Raw genomic sequence first — 20,079 nt, forward strand, 5'->3', positions numbered from 1 at the left:
GGCTGGCTCGCAGTCGTCACGAACCAGGTGGCCAGGCTGTCGTAGTGTCCACCCGGCATGGCTGACGAGCTGGACGGACTCTTGGCGAGGGTGGACGACGCCGCCCTGCGCGCCGACCTGCGCACCCACATCGATCGCCTCCGTTCCAAGCGCAGCTTCGGACTGGTCTTCGAGTCGCACCTCCCCGAGCGGGTGCGGCTGCCCGAGCACCCGGTGCGGGTGGGCGCCAGCGTCGCCCTCCGGGACGACCCGAAGAGCGCCACCTACGAGGTGCTCGGCGTCGAGGCCGGCCGGGCCGCGGTCCGGAAGATGCGTCACCCCGACGGCTCGCGTCTCTCGGCCGAGGAGCAGTCCGAGTCGGTGGTCGAGGACCACCCCGTCGACGACCTGGTGGTGATGGCCGACTTCGGCGACCCCATCTATCCCGGGCTGCGCCGGCTGGGGTCGGTGGACCGCGGTGGCGACAAGCCGGCGCACGTGGTGGTCAAGGGCGAGAACCACCACGTCCTGAGCGCCCTCCAGTTCACCCACGCCGGCAAGGTCGACTGCATCTACATCGACCCGCCGTACAACACCGGGGCCCGGGACTGGAAGTACGACAACAACTACGTCGACGACACCGACGCCTACCGCCACAGCAAGTGGCTGGCGTTCATGGAGCGGCGCCTGCTGTTGGCCAAGGAACTCCTCAACCCGGCGGCGTCCGTCCTCATCGTGACCATCGACGAGAAGGAGTACTTGCGACTGGGAATGCTGTTGGAGCAGGTGTTCCCGGGCACCAAAGTGCAGATGGTCACTGTCGTTATCAATGCCCCCGGTCAAGCCCGGAGGCATGAGCTGGCACGCGTCGACGAGTACGCGTACTTCCTCTTCTTCGGCTCGTGTGAGCCGGCGGCAGTCAGTGACGACCTCCTGAACGACCGCCCGACCGGCGACCCAGACCGGGTCCGATGGGAGTCGCTTCTGCGGAGCGGGACGAACTCGCGCCGGTCGGACCGCCCAGCGCTCTTCTTTCCAGTCTTCGTGTCCACTGATGGGACGGAGATCGTTGCGGTTGGGGACTCGAAGCCAGTGGGTACGCCGCGGTCTGATTGGAGTGTTCCGCCGAACGCTCATGCAATCTGGCCGATCAAGAGCGACGGCGCCGAGGGCAACTGGAGGACATCGCCGGCTTACCTCCGAGAGCTCCGTGCCGGCGGATTCGTCCGACTTGGCGAGGCCCGAGTCGACGAAGGCCGAGGGACGATCTGGTACCTCGGCAAGTCGGCACTCAGGAAGATCAGGGAGGGTGAGATCGAGGTCATCGGCAAGGACGACCAGGGCGCCGTTGAAGTTCGTCATGCTGCGGGAACCGGTTCTCGAACAACGACAGCCAAGACCGTCTGGAACCGTCCGGCGCACCATGCGGGCTGGCACGGCAGCGCGTTGATCCGAAGCATGCTTCCGGGACGGAGCTTCCCGTTCCCGAAGTCGCTTTACGCCGTGGAGGACTCGATCCGAATCGCAACAGCCGACAAGCCCGAGGCCACCGTCCTCGACTTCTTCGGGGGGTCGGGCACGACGGCACACGCCGTCGCCCGGCTGAACAAGCAGGACGGGGGGCGCCGGCAGTCGATCGTGGTGACCAACAACGAGGTCTCGGCCGCCGAGGCGGACGCTCTGCGCAAGGCCGGGCACCGTCCGGGCGATCCGGAGTGGGAGGCGCTGGGGATCTTCGAGCACGTCACCCGGCCGCGGATCACCGCCGCCGTCACCGGTGTCACTCCGGAGGGCGAGCCGGTGAAGGGGGACTACAAGTTCACCGACGAGTTCCCGATGGCGGACGGGTTCGCAGAGAACATCGAGTTCGTCGAGCTGACCTATCTGGACCCCGACGACGTGGAGCTGGATCTGGCCTTCGCCGGCGTGGCGCCGCTCCTGTGGTTGCGGGCAGGCGGGCAGGGCTCGGTGATCGACCAGTGCGTCGACGCCGCCGGCGAGCCCAAGCGGTTCGAGTGGACCGACCGGTACGGCATCTTGTTCGACGCCGACCGGTGGCAGGCCTTCGTGGACGAGCGGCCCGAGTCGGCGGCGACGGCGTTCGTGGTGACGGACTCGCAGGCCACGTTCGCCGGCATCGCCGCCGAGCTGCCCGGTCACGTCGACGTCGTACGCCTCTACGAGAACTACCTGACCACGTTCCGCATCGACGGGGGCGGGGGCTGATGCGCTACGAGCTGATGGACTACCAGCGGGCGGCGGCCATCGAGGTGCTGAACCGGCTGAGTCGGGCCCGTTCCGACTGGGCCGACGGGTACCGGTCGTCGTTCGCGCTGTCGGCCATCACGGGTTCGGGCAAGACGGTGATCGCCACCGCGGCGATCGAGGCGACGCTGTTCGGCTCGGCCGACCTTGGGGTCGACCCGGACCCGCAGGCCACGTTCCTGTGGATCACCGACGACCCGGCGCTCAACCGTCAGACCCGCAACCGGATGCTCGACGCGTCGGACCTGCTGGCCCCCAAGACGCTGGTGGAGATCGACGACGGGTACCTCGAGACCGCCCTGCGCCCGAACCGGGTGTACTTCCTGAACATCCAGAAGCTGTCGAAGTCGAGCCGGCTGGTGCAGTCCGGCACGAACCTACGCCAGGTGTCGTTCTGGGACCTGCTGGCCAACACCATCCGCGCTGAGGCCACCACCCTCTACCTCATCTTGGACGAGGCCCATCGGGGCATGAAGCGGGCCACCGACCGCAAGACCATCGTGCAGCGCCTCATCCACGGCGAGCCCGGGTCGAACCTGCCGGTGCCGGCGGTGTGGGGCATCTCGGCCACCATCGACCGCTTCACCACGGCCATGGGCGAGACCCCGGACCGCACAGGCTACCCCCACGTCGTGGTCGACATCGACCAGGTGCGGGTGTCGGGGCTCATCAAGGACGAGATCGGCCTCGAACAGCCCGACGAGAAGGGCACCTTCTCCACCACCTTGCTCCGCGACGCGGTGCGGACCACCCTCGGGTACGAGCAGCGCTGGGCGGCCTACTCGACCGCCGAGAACGAACCACAGGTGCTCCCCGCGCTGGTGGTACAGGTGCCCGACAAGGCCGACGAAGCCAAGCTCGCCGAGATGGTCGCGGTCATCGAAGCCGAGTGGCCTGACCTCGCCCCCGACGCCGTCGCCCACGTGTTCGGCGAGCACGAGCCCGTCGTCCTCGGCGGGCGCACCATCAACTGGGTGCCCGCCGAGTCCATCCAGGGTGACACCGACATCCGCGTCGTGCTCGCCAAAGAGGCCATCTCCACCGGGTGGGACTGTCCCCGCGCCGAGGTCCTCTACTCCGAGCGGCCCGCCAAGGACGCCACCCACATCGCCCAGGTCATCGGGCGCATGGTCCGCCAACCCCTCGCCCACCGCGTCGCCACCGACGACGTCTTGAACTCGGTGGCCTGCTACCTGCCGCTGTTCGACTCCAAGAAGCTCGCTGCCATCAAGGACGAGCTCGAAGGCAAAGGGGGCGACGACGGCCAACACGCCGTCGGCCCCCAGGTCATCCGCGCACCCGCCGTGTTCGAACGCAACCCGCACCTCGACCCCGACGTGTTCGCCTTCGTCGAGACCCTGCCCAGCATCCCCACCCCCGACGTCGCTGCCAGCCCTCTCCGCCGCGCCAAGCACCTCGTACGCCTCCTCGTCGACGACGGCGCCGGCCCCGCACTGGTCCCCGACGCCGGCGCCCAGCTGGCCAAGCGGCTGAACGCCCGCCTCGACGGGCTCGCTGCGGAGCGCGCCGACGAGGTCGCCGCCGGCGTCGACGACCTCCGCACCGCCATCGTCCGCCGCGAAGGCGTCGGCCCCGGCGGCCAGGCCGGCGAGGTCACCTCCCGGCTCATCGAGACCCACCGCAAGGACATCGACCGCGACACCCGCAAGATCATCAACGCCATCCGAGAAGGCGTCGGCACCGGCTACTACGCCCACCGCGCCGCCGGAGCGGACCCATCCCAGGACCGCCTCGACCTCCGGGTGCAGGTCGCAGCGCTGCTCCGCCTCGACGGCGTCGTCGACAGCATCGAGGCCGCCGCCACCGACTTCGTGCAGGAGCACCTCGCCCGCTTCGCCGTCGAGATCAAGAACACCACCGGCGCCACCCGCGACGCCTACCGCAAGGTCCAGGAACAGACCACCGCCCCCGAGGCCGTCACCATCGAGCTCCGCGCCAACGAGAAAACCGCCACCAAGGACGGCACCGGCGACGACCTGCCCACCTTCGAAGGCCACCTCTACGCCAACGCCGACGGCCGCTACCCCGCCCAGCTCAACGACTGGGAGACCCAGGTCGTCACCGCCGAGACCGAACGCCCCTCGTTCGTCGCCTGGTACCGAAACCCCTCCCGTGCCACCCCCAACGCCCTGCGCATCGCCTACCAGGACGACGCCGGCCGCTGGGCCAGCCTCCAAGTCGACTTTCTCGTCGTGTCCCGCCGCGACGACGGCACCCTCGCCGCCTCCATCGTCGACCCCCACGGCGACCACCTCGCCGACGCCAAGGCCAAGCTCCGCGCCCTCGCCGACTTCGCCGACACCCACGGCGACCGCTTCATCCGCATCGTCTCGATCGCGAAGGGCGCCGACGAAAGCCTCCGAGTCCTCGACCTGCTCGACGCCGAAGTCCGCGCCCAGGTGCGATCGTTCGACGGCGCCAAGGTGTCCGCGCTCTACGACTCGCCGGCGGCCCAGCCCTTCCTCTGATCGGGCCGCGGAGACGCAGTGCTCAGGGGGTGGGGGGCGTCGCAGTGGCGTCCGGGTCGGCGCGGCCCGCGGTCTCGTTCATGCGGGCGATGGCGCCGGAGCGGTGGCGGGCGTAGGACGAGTGCGCCTCGGTGGCGCCCTCGCGGTCGCCGCCGGTGATGGCCACGCGCGTGGCGTGAGCGGTGTCGCGCATGCCGGTCAGCATCGCCGAGACCTCGGGGTTGGGGCACACGCCGGCGGCGTCGGCCATGGCCCGGTCGAGCTCGGCGTCGATGGCGGGGTCGGCGCCCGGCACGAGGTCGGGCAGCGTGCGCTCGTGGGCGTCGAGCCAGCGGTCGACGTGGTGGCCGTGGCTGGTCTGCCAGGCGAGGAGGTCCGTGTGGTTGTCGCCCCAGTCCTCCGACGCCTCGCCCGCCGGGCCGTCACCGTCCCCGGCGACGGTCGCCGGCGCCGCCTCGCGTTCGCCGGCGCGCCGGGCGCGGCGCCGGCGCAGGAGGATCGCGAGGGTGCTGACGACCGCGCAGGCGGCGATGATGGCGAGTGGCGCCACCACGCCGCCGGTGTCGGCGGTGTCGAGGAGCACGGCGAACAGGGCGGCGTTCACGGGCGACATCACCGGCCCTTCGTGAGGAGGAGACAGCCGCCCAGGGGCCCGCCGCCGGCGGCGGCCACGGCCACCTCCGGATCGTCGGCCACCTGGCGCTCGCCCCCCTCGCCCCAGAGCTGGGTGCACGCTTCGTGGAGGAAGCCGTAGCCGTGGAGACGGCCGGCGGAGAGCTGGCCGCCGTGGGTGTTCAGCGGGAGCGGCCCGTCGATGGCGATGCGCTCGCCGCCCTCGACGAACGGCCCGCCCTCGCCCTTGCCGCAGAAGCCCAGCGCCTCGAGCCAGCACAAGGCGATGAAGCTGAACCCGTCGTAGCACTCGGCCACATCGACGTCGCCGGGGGTGAGGTCCGTGCGCTCCCACATCATCGACGCGGCGTCGCGCAGGGCCATGGTGGTGAGGTCGTCCCACTGGTCCCAGGAGGGCCGGCCGTGGATGGCGGTGCCGACGGACTCGATCGCCACCGGCGCCTTCCGCAGGTCCGGTGCGGTGTCCGGAGCCGAGACGATGATCGCGGTGCTGCCGTCCGAAGGCACGTCGCAGTCGTAGAGGCACAACGGCGACGAGATCATGCGGGCGGCGAGGTAGTCGTCGAGCGACATCGGGTCGGTGTAGATGGCCTTGGGGTTACGGGCCGCGTTGGCGCGGGCGTTCACGGCGATGGCCCCGAGCTGCTCGCGGGTGGTGCCGAACTCGTGGAAGTGGCGCTGAGCCATCATCCCGATCCAGTTCACCGCCGACGGCGCCCCGAAGGGCAGCGACCACTGCATGAAGCTGCCGACCCGGAACGACGATGCCCCTCCCGAGGCGGCGCCGATGCCCGGCATGACCGCCGAGCGGCCCTTGCTGCCCTGGGCGGTGGCTTCCCACACCGTGCGGAAGCAGACGACGTGGCGGGCCAGCCCGCAGGACACGGCCATCGCCGCGTTGATGACCGAGCCGAGCTGTCCGGGCGACTCCATCCCGCCGGCGAACCAGTTCAGGTCCAGGCGCAGGGCGTCCTGCAACTCGGTGACGCCGACGCCGGAGAACCCGGGCGGGTTGTCGATGCCGCCCGGATAGGTGGCGATGCCGTCGATGTCGGCGAGAGTCAGGCCGGCATCGGCCACGGCGGCGAGCACGGCGTCGACGGTCAGGTCGAGCGGCTCCCGGTCGATGCGGCGGCCGATCTGCGACTGGCCCACCCCGGAGATGACGGCGTCCATCACGCACCACCCCCGGTCGGGGCCGGCGCGAAGAAGGGCAGCCAGACGTCCTCGTACTGCTCGAAGGTGACGTGCAGGGCCATGCCGATGACGGCCTCCTCGGGCGCGCAGCCCACCAGGTTGGTGGTGAGGCGGAGCCCCGCCTGCTCGGGCAGCTCGACGATGGCGACCACGTACGGCGGATCGAGGCCGGGGTACCAGGCCTGGTGGTTGACGGTGTAGGTGTGCAGGACGGCGTCGCCCGAGACGGCCTCGACGGTGAGCTCCTTCGACAGGCACTCGGGGCAGATCGGCCCGGGCGGGTGCAGCCAGTACCCGCACGACTGGCACCGCCAGAAGCGCAGCACGCCCTCGGCACCGCCCGTCCAGAACGACTCGGTCTCCGGGGTGACGCGGGGCAGCAGGCGGAAGGGCTGGTCGGCCACCGTCAGCTGCGCTCTGTCGTGGGGACGCCGGCACGCACGGCGCCAACCATAGGGCGTGCGCCGACGGCGCCCGTCCCGTCCGTGACGAAACCGTTTCGAGCGCGTGAACGACACCGGTCGGCGGAATTACGTGCCGCGAACGCGACTAGGTTTCGGATCGATGGTTGATGCGGAGGCTGGGGACGGGGTCGGGGACAGCGGTCAGCGCGATGTGGTCATCGAGTTGGTCGACGTCGAGAAGCGCTTCGGCGACGCCGTGGCCGTCGACCACGTCGACATCGCCATCGGCCGGGGCGAGTTCTTCTCGCTGCTCGGCCCGTCGGGCTGCGGCAAGACCACCAGCCTGCGCATGATCGCCGGGTTCGAGGCGCCCACCTCGGGCGAGATCCGCCTCGACGGCAAGGACGTCTCCAAGGTCCCGCCGTACCGCCGCAACGTGAACACGGTCTTCCAGCACTACGCCCTGTTCCCCCACATGTCCATCTTCGACAACGTCGCGTTCGGGCCCCGAAGCGCCAAGACCGACAAGGCCGTGGTGCGCGAGCGCGTCACCGAGATGCTCGAGGTCGTGCGCCTGTCCGACTTCGCCAAGCGCCGGCCCAACCAGATGAGCGGTGGGCAACAGCAACGGGTCGCCTTGGCGCGCGCGCTCGTGAACTACCCGAGCGCCCTGCTGCTGGACGAGCCCCTCGGCGCGCTCGACCTGAAGCTGCGCCAAGCCATGCAGCTCGAGCTCAAGCGCATCCAGCGCGAGGTGGGCATCACCTTCGTGTACGTCACCCACGACCAGGAAGAGGCGCTCACGATGAGCGACCGGATCGCGGTGATGAACCAGGGCCTGGTCGAGCAGATCGGCACCCCCACCGAGATCTACGACGCCCCCCGCACCGTGTTCGTGGCCGGCTTCATCGGCCAGGCCAACCTCTGGCCCGCCGCCCTGCAGGGGCAGAGCGACGGCAGCGCCACCGTCGGCGCCCTCGGCACCACCCTCGAGGGCCGGGCCCTCGAGCGCCTCGACGACCCGGTCACCCTCATGGTCCGCCCCGAGCGCATCCGCGTGTGCGCGACGCCCGAGGAGGCCGTGGCGCCGTGCGTCAAGCTCACGGTGACCGATCTCGTGTTCCAGGGCCCCGTGGTCCGCCTCGCGGCCACCGCCCCCGACGGCACCGAGGTCGTGGCCCACATCGGCGCGGACCAGCAGCTTCCCCTCCTGCGCCCCGGCGACGCAGTGTGGTGCGGCTGGGACGCAGCCGCGGCGTCCGTGCTGCCCGGGGTCCCCGAGCTCGCTCCCCAACGATCACCCGACGACATCGAAAGGGTCTTCTCATGACCAGCCGAGACCAGCAGCGCCTCGCCCGCCTCCTCGCGTCCGCACCCCGCCGCGGCTGGGCGCAGACCCGGGCGTCCGCCTCGTCGGCCACCCCGGGGTCGATGAGCCGCCGCCGCTTCCTCGGCACCGCCGGCGTCGGCGTGGGCGCGCTCATGGTCGGGCCGAGCCTCCTCGCCGCCTGCGGCAGCGACGGCGGCACCGAGTCGAGCAGCGACACCACCTTCACGCCCACCACCAACGACCAGCTGCGCATCTCCAACTGGCCCTTCTACATCGACGAGGAGACCGTCGGCGACTTCGAGACCGCCAGTGGGCTGCGGGTCAAGTACACCGAGGACGTCAACGACAACGAGGAGTACTTCGCCCGGATCCGCGAGCCCCTCAGCAGGGGCCAGGACATCGGCGCCGACCTCTTCATCGTCACCGACTTCATGGTCAACCGCCTCATCCAGCTCGGCTGGCTGGCACCCATCGACGACGCCAACGTGCCCAACAAGGGCAACCTCGTCTCGAGCCTGGCGGACGTCCCGTTCGACCCCGACCGCACCTACAGCCTCCCGTGGGCGTCCGGGTTCACGTCGATCGCCTACAACCCGCAGCTCACGGGACGCGAGATCACCAGCATGAACGACCTCTTCGACCCCGAGTTCGCCGGCAAGGTCACCCTCATGAGCGACCTGCGTGACGGCGGTGGCCAGATCATGCTGTCCGACGGGAACTCGCCGGCGGAGGCCACCCTCGAGATGGTCGAGCAGGCCGCCGCGAAGGTCCAGGTGGCGAAGGACGAAGGCCAGATCCGACGCTTCACCGGCAACGACTACGGCGACGACCTCGTGGCCGGCAACGTGGCCATCGCCCAGGCCTACTCGGGCGACGTCGCCCAGCTGCAGCTCGACAACCCCGACCTCGAGTTCGTGATCCCCGAGGAGGGGATGATCTCGTGGTCGGACAACATGGTCATGCCCATCAGCACCAAGAACAGCACGGGCGCCGAGCAGTGGATGGACTACGTCTACGACCCCGAGCACATGGCGCAGATCACCGCGTACGTGCAGTACATCCCGCCGGTCGAGGGCACCGGCGAGGCCCTCGCGGCGCTGCCCGACGGCCAGGAGCTCGCCGACAACGAGCTCATCAACCCCCCGGCCGAGGTGCGGGACAAGGCCATCGCCTGGCGCGGGTTGACCGACGAGGAGGACCAGGAGTTCTCCTCGATCTGGAACGCCGTCGCGCGCGGCTGAGCCGGAAGGGACTCGGGCGACATGGCCGGTAGTGCGAGCGGGGGGGCCCGTCACGCGCGGGTCACCCCTTACCTGCTCAGCCTCCCTGCCCTCGCCTACCTGGCGGTCTTCTTCGTCGTCCCGCTGTGGGCGCTGCTGCGAACCTCGCTGTCCACGAACACGGGCTCGGTCTTCGACCCGACGCTGAGCTTCAGCTGGGCCTTCTCGAACTACAGCGACGCCTTCACCCGCTACGACGAGCAGATCTACCGATCGTTCGAGTACGCCCTCACCGCCACCCTCCTGGCGCTCGCCCTGGCGTACCCCTTGGCCTACGTGATCGCCTTCAAGGCCGGGAAGTGGAAGAACCTGCTCCTCGGGCTCGTCATCGTGCCGTTCTTCATCACCTTCATCGTGCGCACGCTCGCGTGGAAGACCATCTTCGGCGACGACACCATCCTGGTGGGCATCCTGGACTCCCTCGGCCTCACCGAGAACGGTCGCATCCTCTCGACGCAATGGGCGGTGATCGGCGGGCTCACCTACAACTTCCTGCCGTTCATGATCCTGCCCATCTACGTGAGCATCGAAAAGATCGACCCTCGCCTTCTCGAGGCCGCGCGCGACCTCTATTCCGGCGGGTTCCGCACGTTCCGCAAGGTCCTGTTGCCGCTCTCGCTGCCCGGGGTGCTGGCCGGCAGCCTGCTCACCTTCATCCCCGCCGCAGGCGACTTCGTCAACGCCCAGTACCTCGGCGGCACCAACCAGTCGATGGTGGGCACCGTCATCCAGAGCCAGTTCCTCGTGACCAAGGACTACCCGCTGGCGGCGGCCCTGTCGTTCGTCCTCATGCTGATCATCCTGGTGGCGGTGCTGATCTACACGAAGGTGCTGGGAACCGAGGACCTCGTCACGTGACCGCGCCCACCACGGCGGCTCCCGCCGACCCGCCGGTGCTGTCGGCGCACGCGGAGGAGGGCGCCAGCCCGATCCGCAAGGGGTTCAAGCCGCCCCCGTGGCTGCGCCGGCTCGGTGGCTGGTTCCTCAACGGCTACGCCGCGTTCGTCATCTTCTACCTGCTCCTGCCCGTCGCGGTCATCGTCGCCTTCTCCTTCAACGACCCGGTCGGGAAGTTCAACTTCGTGTGGAAGGGCTTCTCCCTGGAGGCCTGGCAGGACCCGTGGAAGTACCCGGCCCTCGTCGACGCGCTGGTCACCAGCCTCAAGGTGGCCGCCCTCTCCACCGCCGTGGCCCTGGTGCTCGGCACCCTCGTCGCCATCGCGCTCGTGCGTCACCGCTTCCGCGGCTCCGGGGGCATCGACCTGTTCCTGGTGATCCCCCTCACCACCCCCGAGATCGTGCTCGGCTCGTCACTGCTGACCCTCTTCCTGGATTTCAGCTGGAACCTGGGCTTCGGCACCATCGTGATCGCCCACATCATGTTCGAGGTCAGCTTCATCGCCCTCACCGTCAAGGCGCGCATCCGCGGCTTCGACTGGAGCCTCGAGGACGCCGCCATGGACCTCGGGGCCAACCCCACGCGCACGTTCTTCAAGGTGACCCTGCCCCTCATCGTGCCGGGCATCGTCGCCGCCGCGATGTTGTCGTTCGCGCTGTCGCTCGACGACTTCATCATCACCTTGTTCAACGCGGGGTCCACGTCCACGTACCCGCTCTACGTCAACAACGCCGCCAAGACCGCCCTGCCGCCGCAGATCAACGTGCTGGCCACCATGATCCTCGTGGCCAGCCTGCTCCTCATCGGCCTGTCGGTGCTCTGGCAGCGCTGGCGCACCCGCGGCGACCTCCGCTAGACCTCCCGCTCGATCTCCGCCGAGCTGAACCCAAAGGGACGAATCCCGTGAACGAGCACGCCGAGCTCCTCGCCCGCCACAACGCGGTCCTGCCCTCCTGGCTGGCCCTCTACTACGACGAGCCCATCGAGATCGTCTCGGGCGAGGGTCGTCACGTCGTCGACGGCGAGGGCAACCGCTACCTCGACCTGTTCGGCGGGATCCTCACCACCATGACCGGCCACGGCGTGCCCGAGGTGACCCGGGCCATCCAGGAGCAGGCCGAGCGAATGCTCCACACCTCCACCCTTTATCTCATCCGCCCCATGATCGAGCTGGCCGAGCAGATCGCCGAGCTCTCCGGCATCCCCGACCCGCGGGTGTTCTTCACCACGTCGGGCACCGAGGCCAACGAGGCGGCGCTGCTCGCCGCTTCGTCGTACCGCAAGTCCAGCCAGATCATCGCGGTGCGCAACAGCTACCACGGCCGGTCCTTCGCCACCATCGGCATCACCGGGAACCGGGGCTGGTCGCCCACCTCGCTCACGCCCTTCCAGGTGTCCTACATGGCCTCGGGCTACAAGTTCCGCAGCCCGTTCCGCCACCTCGACGACGACGCCTTCGTCGACGCCTGCGCGGAGGATCTCCGCGACCTGGTGGCCACCACCACCTCCGGCAACGTGGCCGCGCTGATCGCCGAGCCCATCCAGGGCGTGGGCGGCTTCGCCATCCCGCCCGCCGGCTTCTTCTCCCCTGTCGAGAAGGTGTGCCGTGAGAACGACATCCTCTTCATCAGCGACGAGGTGCAGACCGGCTGGGGCCGCACCGGCGAGCACTTCTGGGGGTACCAGGCCCACGGCGTCACCCCTGACCTGCTCACCTTCGCCAAGGGGCTGGGCAACGGGCTCACCATCGCCGGCGTCGTCGGTCGGGCCGAGGTGATGGACGCGGTGCCCGCCAACTCGATCTCCACCTTCGGCGGCAACCCGCTCTCGTCGGCGGGCGCGCTGGCCAACCTCCGCCACCTGCTCGACCACGACCTGCAGGGCAACGCCGCAGCCATGGGGGACCGCCTGCTCGACGGGCTCGCCCCCCTGGTGGCACGCCACCCCGCCATCGGCGAGATCCGGGGCCGGGGCCTGATGATCGGCCTCGAGCTCGTGGCCGCCGACGGCTTCACCCCCGACGCCGACGCCGCCAACCGGGTGCTCGAGGCCACCAAGGCCCGCCGCCTGCTCATCGGCAAGGGCGGCCTCTACGGCAACTGCCTGCGCATCGCACCCCCGCTCTCCATCACCGCGGAGGAGTGCGACGAGGCCGTGACGCTGTTCTCCGAGGCGGTCGACGAAGCCCTGGGCTGAAGCCGGCGGCGGCGCTCCGGCTCAGTCCTCGGTGGGGACGGCCGGCACCACCAGGACCGGCACCGTCGAGCGGTGCAGGAGCTTGTAGGCAGTGGAGCCGAGGATGGCGCCGACCACGGGGCTCTCGCCGCGGGTGCCGATGACGATCATCGTGGCGCCCCGCTCCTCGGCGACGTCGATCAGGGCGTCAGCGGGGAGCTCCTCGATCTCGACCGAGGTGGCGGTGACGCCCGTGCCCTCGAGGGTGGCCATGGCCTCGGCGATGCGCTCGCGGCCCATCTGCTCGATGAGGTCGCGCTGGTAGCCGACCGGGCCGCCGGCGCGCATGGAGGGCGGCTCGTAGCCGAACACCACGGCGATGCCGTCCCCCGAGACCTTGCCCAGCTCGATGGCCTTGGCCAGCGCCGCCTTCGCGCAGTCCGACCCGTCGTAGCCGACGATCATCTCGCCCATGTCAGTCCTCCTCGTCCAGCATCACGGCGCCCTCGTCCTCCACGATCAACGACCCCTCGGCGATGGCGTCGCCGCGTGCCACTGCGTCGGTCGGGGTCTCGGCCCTACGGGCGAAGAACTCCGGTTCCTTGACGCGCTGGGCGACCATCAGGGCCACGCCCACCAACATGAAGACCAGGGCGATCACGACCGGCAGGCCCACCCCGAAGAGCTCGTCGCCCGACTCGGAGTTGGCGGGATCCCAGTAGTCCATGATCGATTTCACCAGCACCCAGGTGAGCATCAGCCCGCCGAGCAGCGGGAACAGCCCGATGTAGACGAGGTTCTTGGCGCTCGTGAACAGGTGCTTGCGGTAGTACACGACGCAGGCGAAGGCCGTGAGCCCGTAGTAGAAGGCGATCATCAGGCCCAGTGACAGCAACGAGTCGTTGAGCACGTCCTCGGACACGATGGTCAGCCCCACGTACCAGACCACCGAGAGGATGCCCATCCAGATCGTGGACGTGCTCGGCGTGTAGAAGCGCGGGTGGATGCGGGCGAAGTACTTCGGCGCCGCCCCCTTGGCCGCCATCGAAAGCGACGTCCGCGTGGTGGGCAGGATCGTTGTCTGGCACGAAGCCGCCGCCGAGGTGAGCACCGCGATGATGAGCAGCTTGCCGAGGGTGGTGCCCATCACCTCGTCGCCGAGCACGGCGAGCACGTCGTCCTGGTCGGCGAGCGCCTCGACGCCGCCGAAGGCCATGGCCGCGATGGTGACCACGACGTAGATCCCGACGAGCACGAGCGTGCTGATCACGGCCGCACGACCGGGGGTCTTCGCCGCGTCCTCGGACTCCTCGTTGACGGTGACCGCGGAGTCCCAGCCCCAGTAGATGAACACGGCCAGCAGGATGCCGGTGACGAGGGCGCTGGTGCTCTGGATCTCGAAGGGGTTGAGCCAGCTGAGCGACGGGTCGACCGAGCCCTCGACGTCGCCGAAGTACACCCGGACGAGAGCGATCACCGTGAAGAGCCCGAGGGCGACGAGCTCCATCGCGAGCAGGAAGTACTGCGTCTTCGCCGAGACCTCGATGCCGATGTAGCAGATCCAGGTGACCACGACGATGAACACCACCCCCAGCGTGGTGACCCAGAAGGTGTCGTTGGCCAGGCCGTCGGCTCCGAACAACAAGAAGGTGTAGATGCCGGCGATCTGGGCCAGGGCGGCCATCACGATCACGTCGGCGACGATGATCGCCCAGCCACCGAACCATCCCGCGGTCGGGCCCATGGCCCTGGTGACCCAGGAGAACGTCGTGCCGCAGTCAGGATCGGCCCGGTTCAGGTAGTAGTAGGACGCCGCGGTGAAGGCCATGGGGATGAAGGCCACCCACATGATCGCGGCGGACTGGAAGCCCACTGCGGTGATGACGAAGCCCAGGGTGGCGGCGAGGCTGTAGCCCGGCGCGGTCGACGCCACGCCGATGACCACCGTGGACAGCAGGCCGAGGGCCCCGCCCTTGAGGCCCTTCTCACCGGCACCGGCACCGGCGCCGGCACCGGTGCCGCCACCCCCGCCCGGCTCGACCAACGTCGAGTCTCCCATGGTCCGCCCTCCCCAAATTTGGTTGGTCCAACCATCTTCATCGCGATTCGTGGTGTTCGCAAGCGATTCGTTGGTGGAACTCGGTTACGACGATCGAACCCGCGGTCAGCCCTGTTGTTTGGCGATCATCTCCCGGAGCATCGCCGCGAAGCCGCCACCGTCGAGGTAGATCGTGCGCTCGACCCGACGCCGGAAGCGCCAATGGCCGTCCACGAGGACGTAGTCGTCCTCGTAGAAGCCGCCCACGTCGAAGATCTCCTCCTCGCCCTTCCACTCCACGCCGTTGCGGTTGAGCAGGTGGACCCGACCGGTGGCGGTGTCCGCACCTGTGAAGTGGATCTCGTGGGTGAAGATCGAGTGCATCGTCCAGGTGAAGATGGACATCGCGTCGGGCATCCATGCCGCCACCTCCGCAGGAGTGCCCACGATCCCGCCCGAAGACGCGTAGTCGATGTGCGCGTCAGCCGTGAACAGGGCCTCCCAGCGGTCCCAGTCGGCATCGTCCACCGCCCCGGCATAGGCGACGGCGAGGCCCTGGATGGCGACCACGTCGGCCATCCGGGCGGGGTCGGGGACCTGGCCGTCGGCGAGGTCCTGGCGGTCGTCGTGGGTGCGGTCGTCGCTCATCAGTACCCTCCGAGGGCGGTCGTGTCGAAGAGGCGGCGGGGGTTGCCCACCAGCATCTGGTCGATCTGGTCGTCGGTGACGCCCCGGGCGCGCAGGGCGGGCAGGACGTCGTTCGAGATGTGGGTGTAGTGCCAGTTGGGCAGCACCACCTCCTTGAGGTCCTGGTCGATCCAGTCCATGTAGCAGGCGGCGTCGTGGGCGAGGACCATGCGGTCGGCGTAGCCCTGCTCGCAGAGGTCGGCCACCACCTGCACCCGCTGGTCGAAGGGGGCGTACGCATCCACCCCGAAGCGGTCCATGCCGATGATCGAGCCCTTGTCCATGAGCTCGCGCAGGTAGTCGAGGTCGGCGGAATCGCCGCAGTGTCCGATCACGACCCGACTGAGGTCGACGCCCTCCTCCTCGAACACCCGCTGCTGGTCCCGTCCACGGAAGCTGGCCGCCTCGGTGTGGGTGGTGATGGGGACCCCGGTCTCGCGGTGGGCGCGGGCACACGCTCGCAGCACCCGTTCGACGCCCGGGGTGACGCCCTTCTCGTCGGTGGCGCATTTGAGGATGGCGGCCTTCACCCCGGTGTCGGCAATGCCCTCGGTGATGTCCCTGACGAACATGGCGGTCATGGGCTCGGGCCCCTCGACGAGCGCGCCGGGCCCGGGCTTCAGCCGGAAGAAGAACGGCAGCTCGTCGTACGTGTAGAGCCCCGTGGCCGCCACGATGTTGAGGTCGATCTGCGCCGCGATCTCCTGCACCCGCGGGAGATAGCGGCCGAGGCCGAGGACGGTCGGATCGACGATCGAGTCGATGCCGGCGCTCTTCAGCTGACGCAGCTTCGCCACGGCGTCGGTGACCCGCTCCCCCTCGTCCCAGTACTCGGGGTGGTTCTGGAGGATCTCCGGACTGAGGACGAAGACGTGCTCGTGCATCAGCGTCGGCCCCAGCTCGCTGGTGTCGATGGGCCCCTTGACGGTCTCCAGAGTGGGCATCGCTCAGTGCTCCTTCGTCGGTTCGGGGTCTCGGGGAAGACCGAGCAGGCGCTCGGCGATCACGTTGCGTTGCACCTCGCTGGTGCCGCCGGCGATGGTGAGGCAGCGGTTGCCGAGGAATCCTGCGATCCAGAGGCCGGCCTCGCCGTCGACGACCGCGCCCTGGTCCCCCAGGAGGGCCAGCCCCGCTTCCTGCACCCGCTGCTCGTGCTCGACGCCCAGCAGCTTGCGGACGCTCGACTCGGGGCCGGGCTCGGCGCCGGCGAGTGCCCGCAGGGTGGTGCGCAGGCCGAGCACGGCGAGGCTCTGACCCTCGGCCAGGAGGGCACCGAGCTGGTCGAGCACCACGGGGTCGTCGGCGTGACCGCCGCCGAGCGCCAGACGCAGCAGGTTCTCGACCCCGGGACCGAACGACGGGCCGCTGCCCATCGACACCCGCTCGTTCTCGAGCGTGGTGCGCGCCGCTCTCCAACCGTCGTCGACGGCGCCCACCACCGCGTCGTCGGGCACGAAGACCTCGTCGAGGAAGACCTCGTTGAACATCTCGTGGCCGGTCAGCTCGCGGAGCGGGCGGATGTCGAGGCCCTCCGCGTCCATGTCGACGATGAAGCACGTGATGCCGTCGTGCTTGGGCCGATCTGGGTTCGTTCGTGCGAGGCAGATGGCGAAGTCGGCCTGGTGGGCCAGGGTCGTCCACACCTTCTGGCCGGTGAGCAACCAGCCGCCCTCGGCGCGCTGGGCGCGCGTGGTCAGTGAGGCGAGGTCGGAGCCCGCGCCGGGCTCGCTGAACATCTGGCACCACGAGATCTCCCCGCGCAAGGTGCCGGGGATCCAACGCTCCTGCTGGTCGGGCGTGCCGTGGGCGATCAGGGTGGGGAGCACCCACGCCCCCACCTGGAGGTGGGGGCGACGGAGCTTGGCCGCGGCGAACTCCTCGTCGATGACGAGTTGCTCGACGGGCCCCGCACCCCGGCCCCAGGGTGGGGGCCAGTAGGGAACGAGATACCCCGCGTCGGCCATCCTCGGTGTCCACTCGGCCTTGTCGGCCGCGGTGGTCTCGGCCACGAAGCGGCGGACCTCGGCTCGGATCTCATCATGGCCCTCGGGCAGCTCCACGGCGAGGGAGCGGCGGGCATCGGCGGCGGCGAGGTCGGCCACCCGTCGCCGCCAGGGCCCGGCGCCGCCGGTGAGCGCGCGGACGGCCATCGAGCGCTTCAGGTACAGGTGGGCGTCGTGCTCCCAGGTGAAGCCGATGCCGCCGAGCACCTGGATGCAGTCCTTCGCCGCCGCGGCGTAGGCCTCCGGCACGAGCGCGCCGGCCACCGCGGCGGCGAGGGCGTCCTCGGCCCCCTCGTCGGCTTCACGAGCCGCGTCCCACGCCGCGGCCCGCGCCTGCTCGAGGGACAGCAGCAGGTCGGCGCAGCGGTGCTTCACCGCCTGGAACTGGCCGATCGGGCGCCCGAACTGCTCGCGCACCTTCGCGTACCCGGCCGCGGTGTCGAGACACCACGCGGCCCCACCGACGGACTCCGCGGCGAGGAGGGTGACGGCGAGGTCCAGCACGTGGCGTCGCGTGACACCCACGAGCGCAGCGTCGAGCGAGAGGGCCGCGCCATCCGCGGTGACCGCGGCCACCCGACGGGTGGGGTCGAGGCTGGGCAGGAGGGTCACGTCGACCTCGCCCCGATCGACCACGTACCAGTGCTCACGGCCCTCGATCTCGACCGGCACCACGAACAGCTCGGCGAGACCGCCGCCGAGCACCGGGCGCAGGGTGCCCGACGCGTGCGGTCGCTCGGAAGCGGCCCCCGCGTCGTTGGTCAGGACGCCGGCGCCGAATGCGACCGCACCCCGCACCGACCCGTCGGCCAGGCCCGGCAACCAGCGATCGCGCTGCGTGGCGGTGCCGTGCCGCTGGATCAGCGAGCTGGTCAGGACCGTGGGGAGGAAGGGCCCGGGCGCGCAGACCCGCCCCAGCTCCTCGAGCACCACCGCGAGCTCACCCAGTCCGTAGCCCTCACCGCCGTGCGCCTCGTCGATGTGCAGGCCCAGCCAGCCGAGGCCGGCGAGCTCGCCCCAGAACTCCGGTAACGGCTCGTCGTCACGATCGAGCAGCGAGCGCGGCACCGCCGGCGGGCAGCGGTCCGACGCCCAACGCGAGGCGGCGGCGTGCAGTGCGAGGTGGTCGTCGGAGACGCCGAGGGGCACGGTCTGCGCCTCTCAGGCGTCCGCCGGGCGGAGCGCCCGACCGTCTCGGACGTCGGACGGCCGGGGGGACCCGGGCGCGCCAGAACCGTCTGACCACCCCCGCTGCAACCGCGGTGCTTCCGTCTCCTCGAACACGGCCTCCCCCTTCGCTTCGGGGAGCCTAGATCGCTGGTTCTGAGGCCGAGGACGGGCGCGGCCCGACGCTAGGCGCCCGCCGCCGCAGTGAGCTCACGGAAGCGCTGGTAGCGCCGCTCCATCGGTCCCGCCCACGTCGGATCGGGCTCGACCCGCCGACCGGTCCGCGCCCAGCGACCGGCATCGGCGGCCGACCGTTCGAGCCCCGCCGTCACCCGGGCGAGATAGGCGGCGCCCAGGGCGCCGCCCTCGGGGACGGCGACGACGTCGACGGGCAGCCCGGTGGCATCGGCCAGGCACTGCACCCACTCGATCGAATGGGTGCCCCCGCCGGTGGCCACGATGCGGCGGGCATCGACCTCGCCGAGGTCGAGGTGGTGGCGCACCACGAAGCCGGCGGCCTCGTAGGCCGCGCGGCGGGCGGCCGCGGCGCCGTGGGTGAGGTCCAGGTCGTGCAGCACCGCCCGCCGATCCGGGTCGTGCAGCGGCGTGCGCTCGCCCCGCACGTACGGCAGCCAGACGGGGACGTGGTGCGGGTCGACGGTGTCGGTCGCCCGCCCGAGGAGGCCCGTCGCCCAGTTGAGGAAGAGCCCGCCGGCGTTGCTGGGCCCGCCGAGGAGGACCTTCCCCGGTGCGGTGTGGGGGATGGTCCAGAGGCCCGGCACCTCACGCCACTCGTCGATCACCGCCCACGTGATGAGGGTGGTGCCGAGGATGACCAGGACGTCGCCGGCATCGTCGGCGCCCGCGACGAGTTGCTCGCCGAACGCGTCGATGGTGCCGCCGCCGACCAGCACGTCGGTGCCCGTGACCGTGCCGACCGGTTGGCTGCCCGGCACCACCCGGGGGAGCTGGTCGAGGCGAACGCCGGCGGCGCCGGCCACGTCCGCGTCCCACTGGACCCCGGTGAACAGCGGCAGGGCGGTCATGGCCGTCACCGTGTCGATGGCCCCCTCCCCCGACAGCGCGTGGTTCGCCACACCCTGGGCCGGCCAGAAGCCGGCGGCGGCGGGCGCTTCGGCCGCCAGCCAGCGCAGGAACTCGACGAGCTCACCGCTCGACGCCGGGTCGGCCCCGCCGTCGGTGCGTCCGCGCTCGTCGCCGTAGAGCAGACCGGGGGTCAGGGCCCGGCCCTTGGCGTCGACCGCCCCGAGCGACGGGACCATGGCGGCGACGTTCACACCCCGCACGTCGAGGTCCCGGCTGACCTCCCGGAAGGCTCGGCGGACGTTGCGCCGCCACGCGCGGTCGATGTCGTGCTCGAAACGCCCGGGGGCCGGGATCCCGATCGGATGACGCACCCGCGCCCGGGCGACGACGTTGCCCTCGCCGTCGGCGGCGACGGCCTTGACCGACGTCGTGCCGATGTCGACGCCGACCGTCACCTCGGGGGTGGGCACGCGGGCCGGGCCGCCTT

The 20,079-nt window shown here is 70.4% G+C and carries 16 protein-coding genes; 7 read left to right on the forward strand and 9 right to left on the reverse strand.

Features of this window, described 5'->3' with window-relative positions; translation table 11 throughout:
* Nucleotides 1-57: 57 nt before the first annotated feature.
* The gene (locus JNK12_07700; protein ID MBL8775798.1) at nucleotides 58-2,205 is read left to right on the forward strand and encodes a site-specific DNA-methyltransferase; all 2,148 of its coding nucleotides are present in this window, start codon (nucleotides 58-60) and stop codon (nucleotides 2,203-2,205) included.
* Nucleotides 2,205-4,733: a DEAD/DEAH box helicase family protein gene (locus tag JNK12_07705; protein ID MBL8775799.1), complete on the forward strand. Its 2,529-nt coding sequence runs from the start codon at nucleotides 2,205-2,207 to the stop codon at nucleotides 4,731-4,733. Before JNK12_07700 ends, JNK12_07705 begins: the two co-directional genes overlap by 1 nt.
* 22 nt (nucleotides 4,734-4,755) lie before the next feature.
* Here JNK12_07705 and JNK12_07710 read toward each other — a convergent pair whose 3' ends face one another.
* From JNK12_07710 to JNK12_07720, 3 genes are read right to left on the reverse strand one after another with little or no spacing between them, the layout of a single operon-like run.
* Complete coding sequence (locus JNK12_07710; protein ID MBL8775800.1) at nucleotides 4,756-5,346, reverse strand: hypothetical protein; 591 nt, start codon at nucleotides 5,344-5,346, stop codon at nucleotides 4,756-4,758.
* Nucleotides 5,346-6,542, reverse strand: coding sequence for a thiolase family protein (locus JNK12_07715; protein ID MBL8775801.1), 1,197 nt, complete (start codon nucleotides 6,540-6,542; stop codon nucleotides 5,346-5,348). The genes JNK12_07710 and JNK12_07715 overlap by 1 nt, the downstream gene beginning before the upstream one ends.
* Nucleotides 6,542-6,967: an OB-fold domain-containing protein gene (locus tag JNK12_07720; GenBank protein ID MBL8775802.1), complete on the reverse strand. Its 426-nt coding sequence runs from the start codon at nucleotides 6,965-6,967 to the stop codon at nucleotides 6,542-6,544. Before JNK12_07720 ends, JNK12_07715 begins: the two co-directional genes overlap by 1 nt.
* A gap of 160 nt (nucleotides 6,968-7,127) precedes the next feature.
* On the opposite strand from JNK12_07720, the gene JNK12_07725 reads away from it, so the two are divergent.
* The 5 genes from JNK12_07725 to JNK12_07745 are packed head-to-tail and all read left to right on the forward strand — an operon-like array spanning nucleotide 7,128 to nucleotide 12,671.
* The gene (locus JNK12_07725; protein MBL8775803.1) at nucleotides 7,128-8,297 is read left to right on the forward strand and encodes an ABC transporter ATP-binding protein; all 1,170 of its coding nucleotides are present in this window, start codon (nucleotides 7,128-7,130) and stop codon (nucleotides 8,295-8,297) included.
* A complete protein-coding gene (locus JNK12_07730; GenBank protein ID MBL8775804.1) occupies nucleotides 8,294-9,538 on the forward strand; it encodes a spermidine/putrescine ABC transporter substrate-binding protein in 1,245 nt (414 codons plus the stop codon). The genes JNK12_07725 and JNK12_07730 overlap by 4 nt, the downstream gene beginning before the upstream one ends.
* 21 nt (nucleotides 9,539-9,559) lie before the next feature.
* Nucleotides 9,560-10,435 (forward strand): ABC transporter permease, encoded by an 876-nt coding sequence (locus tag JNK12_07735; GenBank protein ID MBL8775805.1) that lies wholly within the window; start codon nucleotides 9,560-9,562, stop codon nucleotides 10,433-10,435.
* Nucleotides 10,436-10,470: 35 nt separating this feature from the next.
* Nucleotides 10,471-11,331 (forward strand): ABC transporter permease, encoded by an 861-nt coding sequence (locus tag JNK12_07740; GenBank protein MBL8775806.1) that lies wholly within the window; start codon nucleotides 10,471-10,473, stop codon nucleotides 11,329-11,331.
* 47 nt (nucleotides 11,332-11,378) lie between these two features.
* Nucleotides 11,379-12,671: an aspartate aminotransferase family protein gene (locus JNK12_07745; protein MBL8775807.1), complete on the forward strand. Its 1,293-nt coding sequence runs from the start codon at nucleotides 11,379-11,381 to the stop codon at nucleotides 12,669-12,671.
* Nucleotides 12,672-12,692: 21 nt separating this feature from the next.
* Here JNK12_07745 and JNK12_07750 read toward each other — a convergent pair whose 3' ends face one another.
* The 6 genes from JNK12_07750 to JNK12_07775 all read right to left on the reverse strand — a co-directional run bounded on the left by JNK12_07750 (nucleotide 12,693) and on the right by JNK12_07775 (nucleotide 20,062).
* The gene (locus JNK12_07750; GenBank protein MBL8775808.1) at nucleotides 12,693-13,124 is read right to left on the reverse strand and encodes a universal stress protein; all 432 of its coding nucleotides are present in this window, start codon (nucleotides 13,122-13,124) and stop codon (nucleotides 12,693-12,695) included.
* A 1-nt stretch (nucleotide 13,125) separates the two neighbouring features.
* A complete protein-coding gene (locus JNK12_07755; GenBank protein MBL8775809.1) occupies nucleotides 13,126-14,709 on the reverse strand; it encodes an APC family permease in 1,584 nt (527 codons plus the stop codon).
* Between the two features lie 105 nt (nucleotides 14,710-14,814).
* Nucleotides 14,815-15,336: a nuclear transport factor 2 family protein gene (locus JNK12_07760; GenBank protein MBL8775810.1), complete on the reverse strand. Its 522-nt coding sequence runs from the start codon at nucleotides 15,334-15,336 to the stop codon at nucleotides 14,815-14,817.
* Nucleotides 15,336-16,319: a phosphotriesterase gene (locus JNK12_07765; protein ID MBL8775811.1), complete on the reverse strand. Its 984-nt coding sequence runs from the start codon at nucleotides 16,317-16,319 to the stop codon at nucleotides 15,336-15,338. Before JNK12_07765 ends, JNK12_07760 begins: the two co-directional genes overlap by 1 nt.
* 3 nt (nucleotides 16,320-16,322) lie before the next feature.
* A complete protein-coding gene (locus JNK12_07770) occupies nucleotides 16,323-18,527 on the reverse strand; it encodes an acyl-CoA dehydrogenase (protein MBL8775812.1) in 2,205 nt (734 codons plus the stop codon).
* Nucleotides 18,528-18,730: 203 nt separating this feature from the next.
* Nucleotides 18,731-20,062 (reverse strand): hypothetical protein, encoded by a 1,332-nt coding sequence (locus tag JNK12_07775; protein MBL8775813.1) that lies wholly within the window; start codon nucleotides 20,060-20,062, stop codon nucleotides 18,731-18,733.
* Nucleotides 20,063-20,079: the final 17 nt, after the last annotated feature.

The organism is Acidimicrobiales bacterium, from assembly GCA_016794585.1.
Taxonomy (GTDB): domain Bacteria; phylum Actinomycetota; class Acidimicrobiia; order Acidimicrobiales; family DATDAH01; genus JAEUJM01.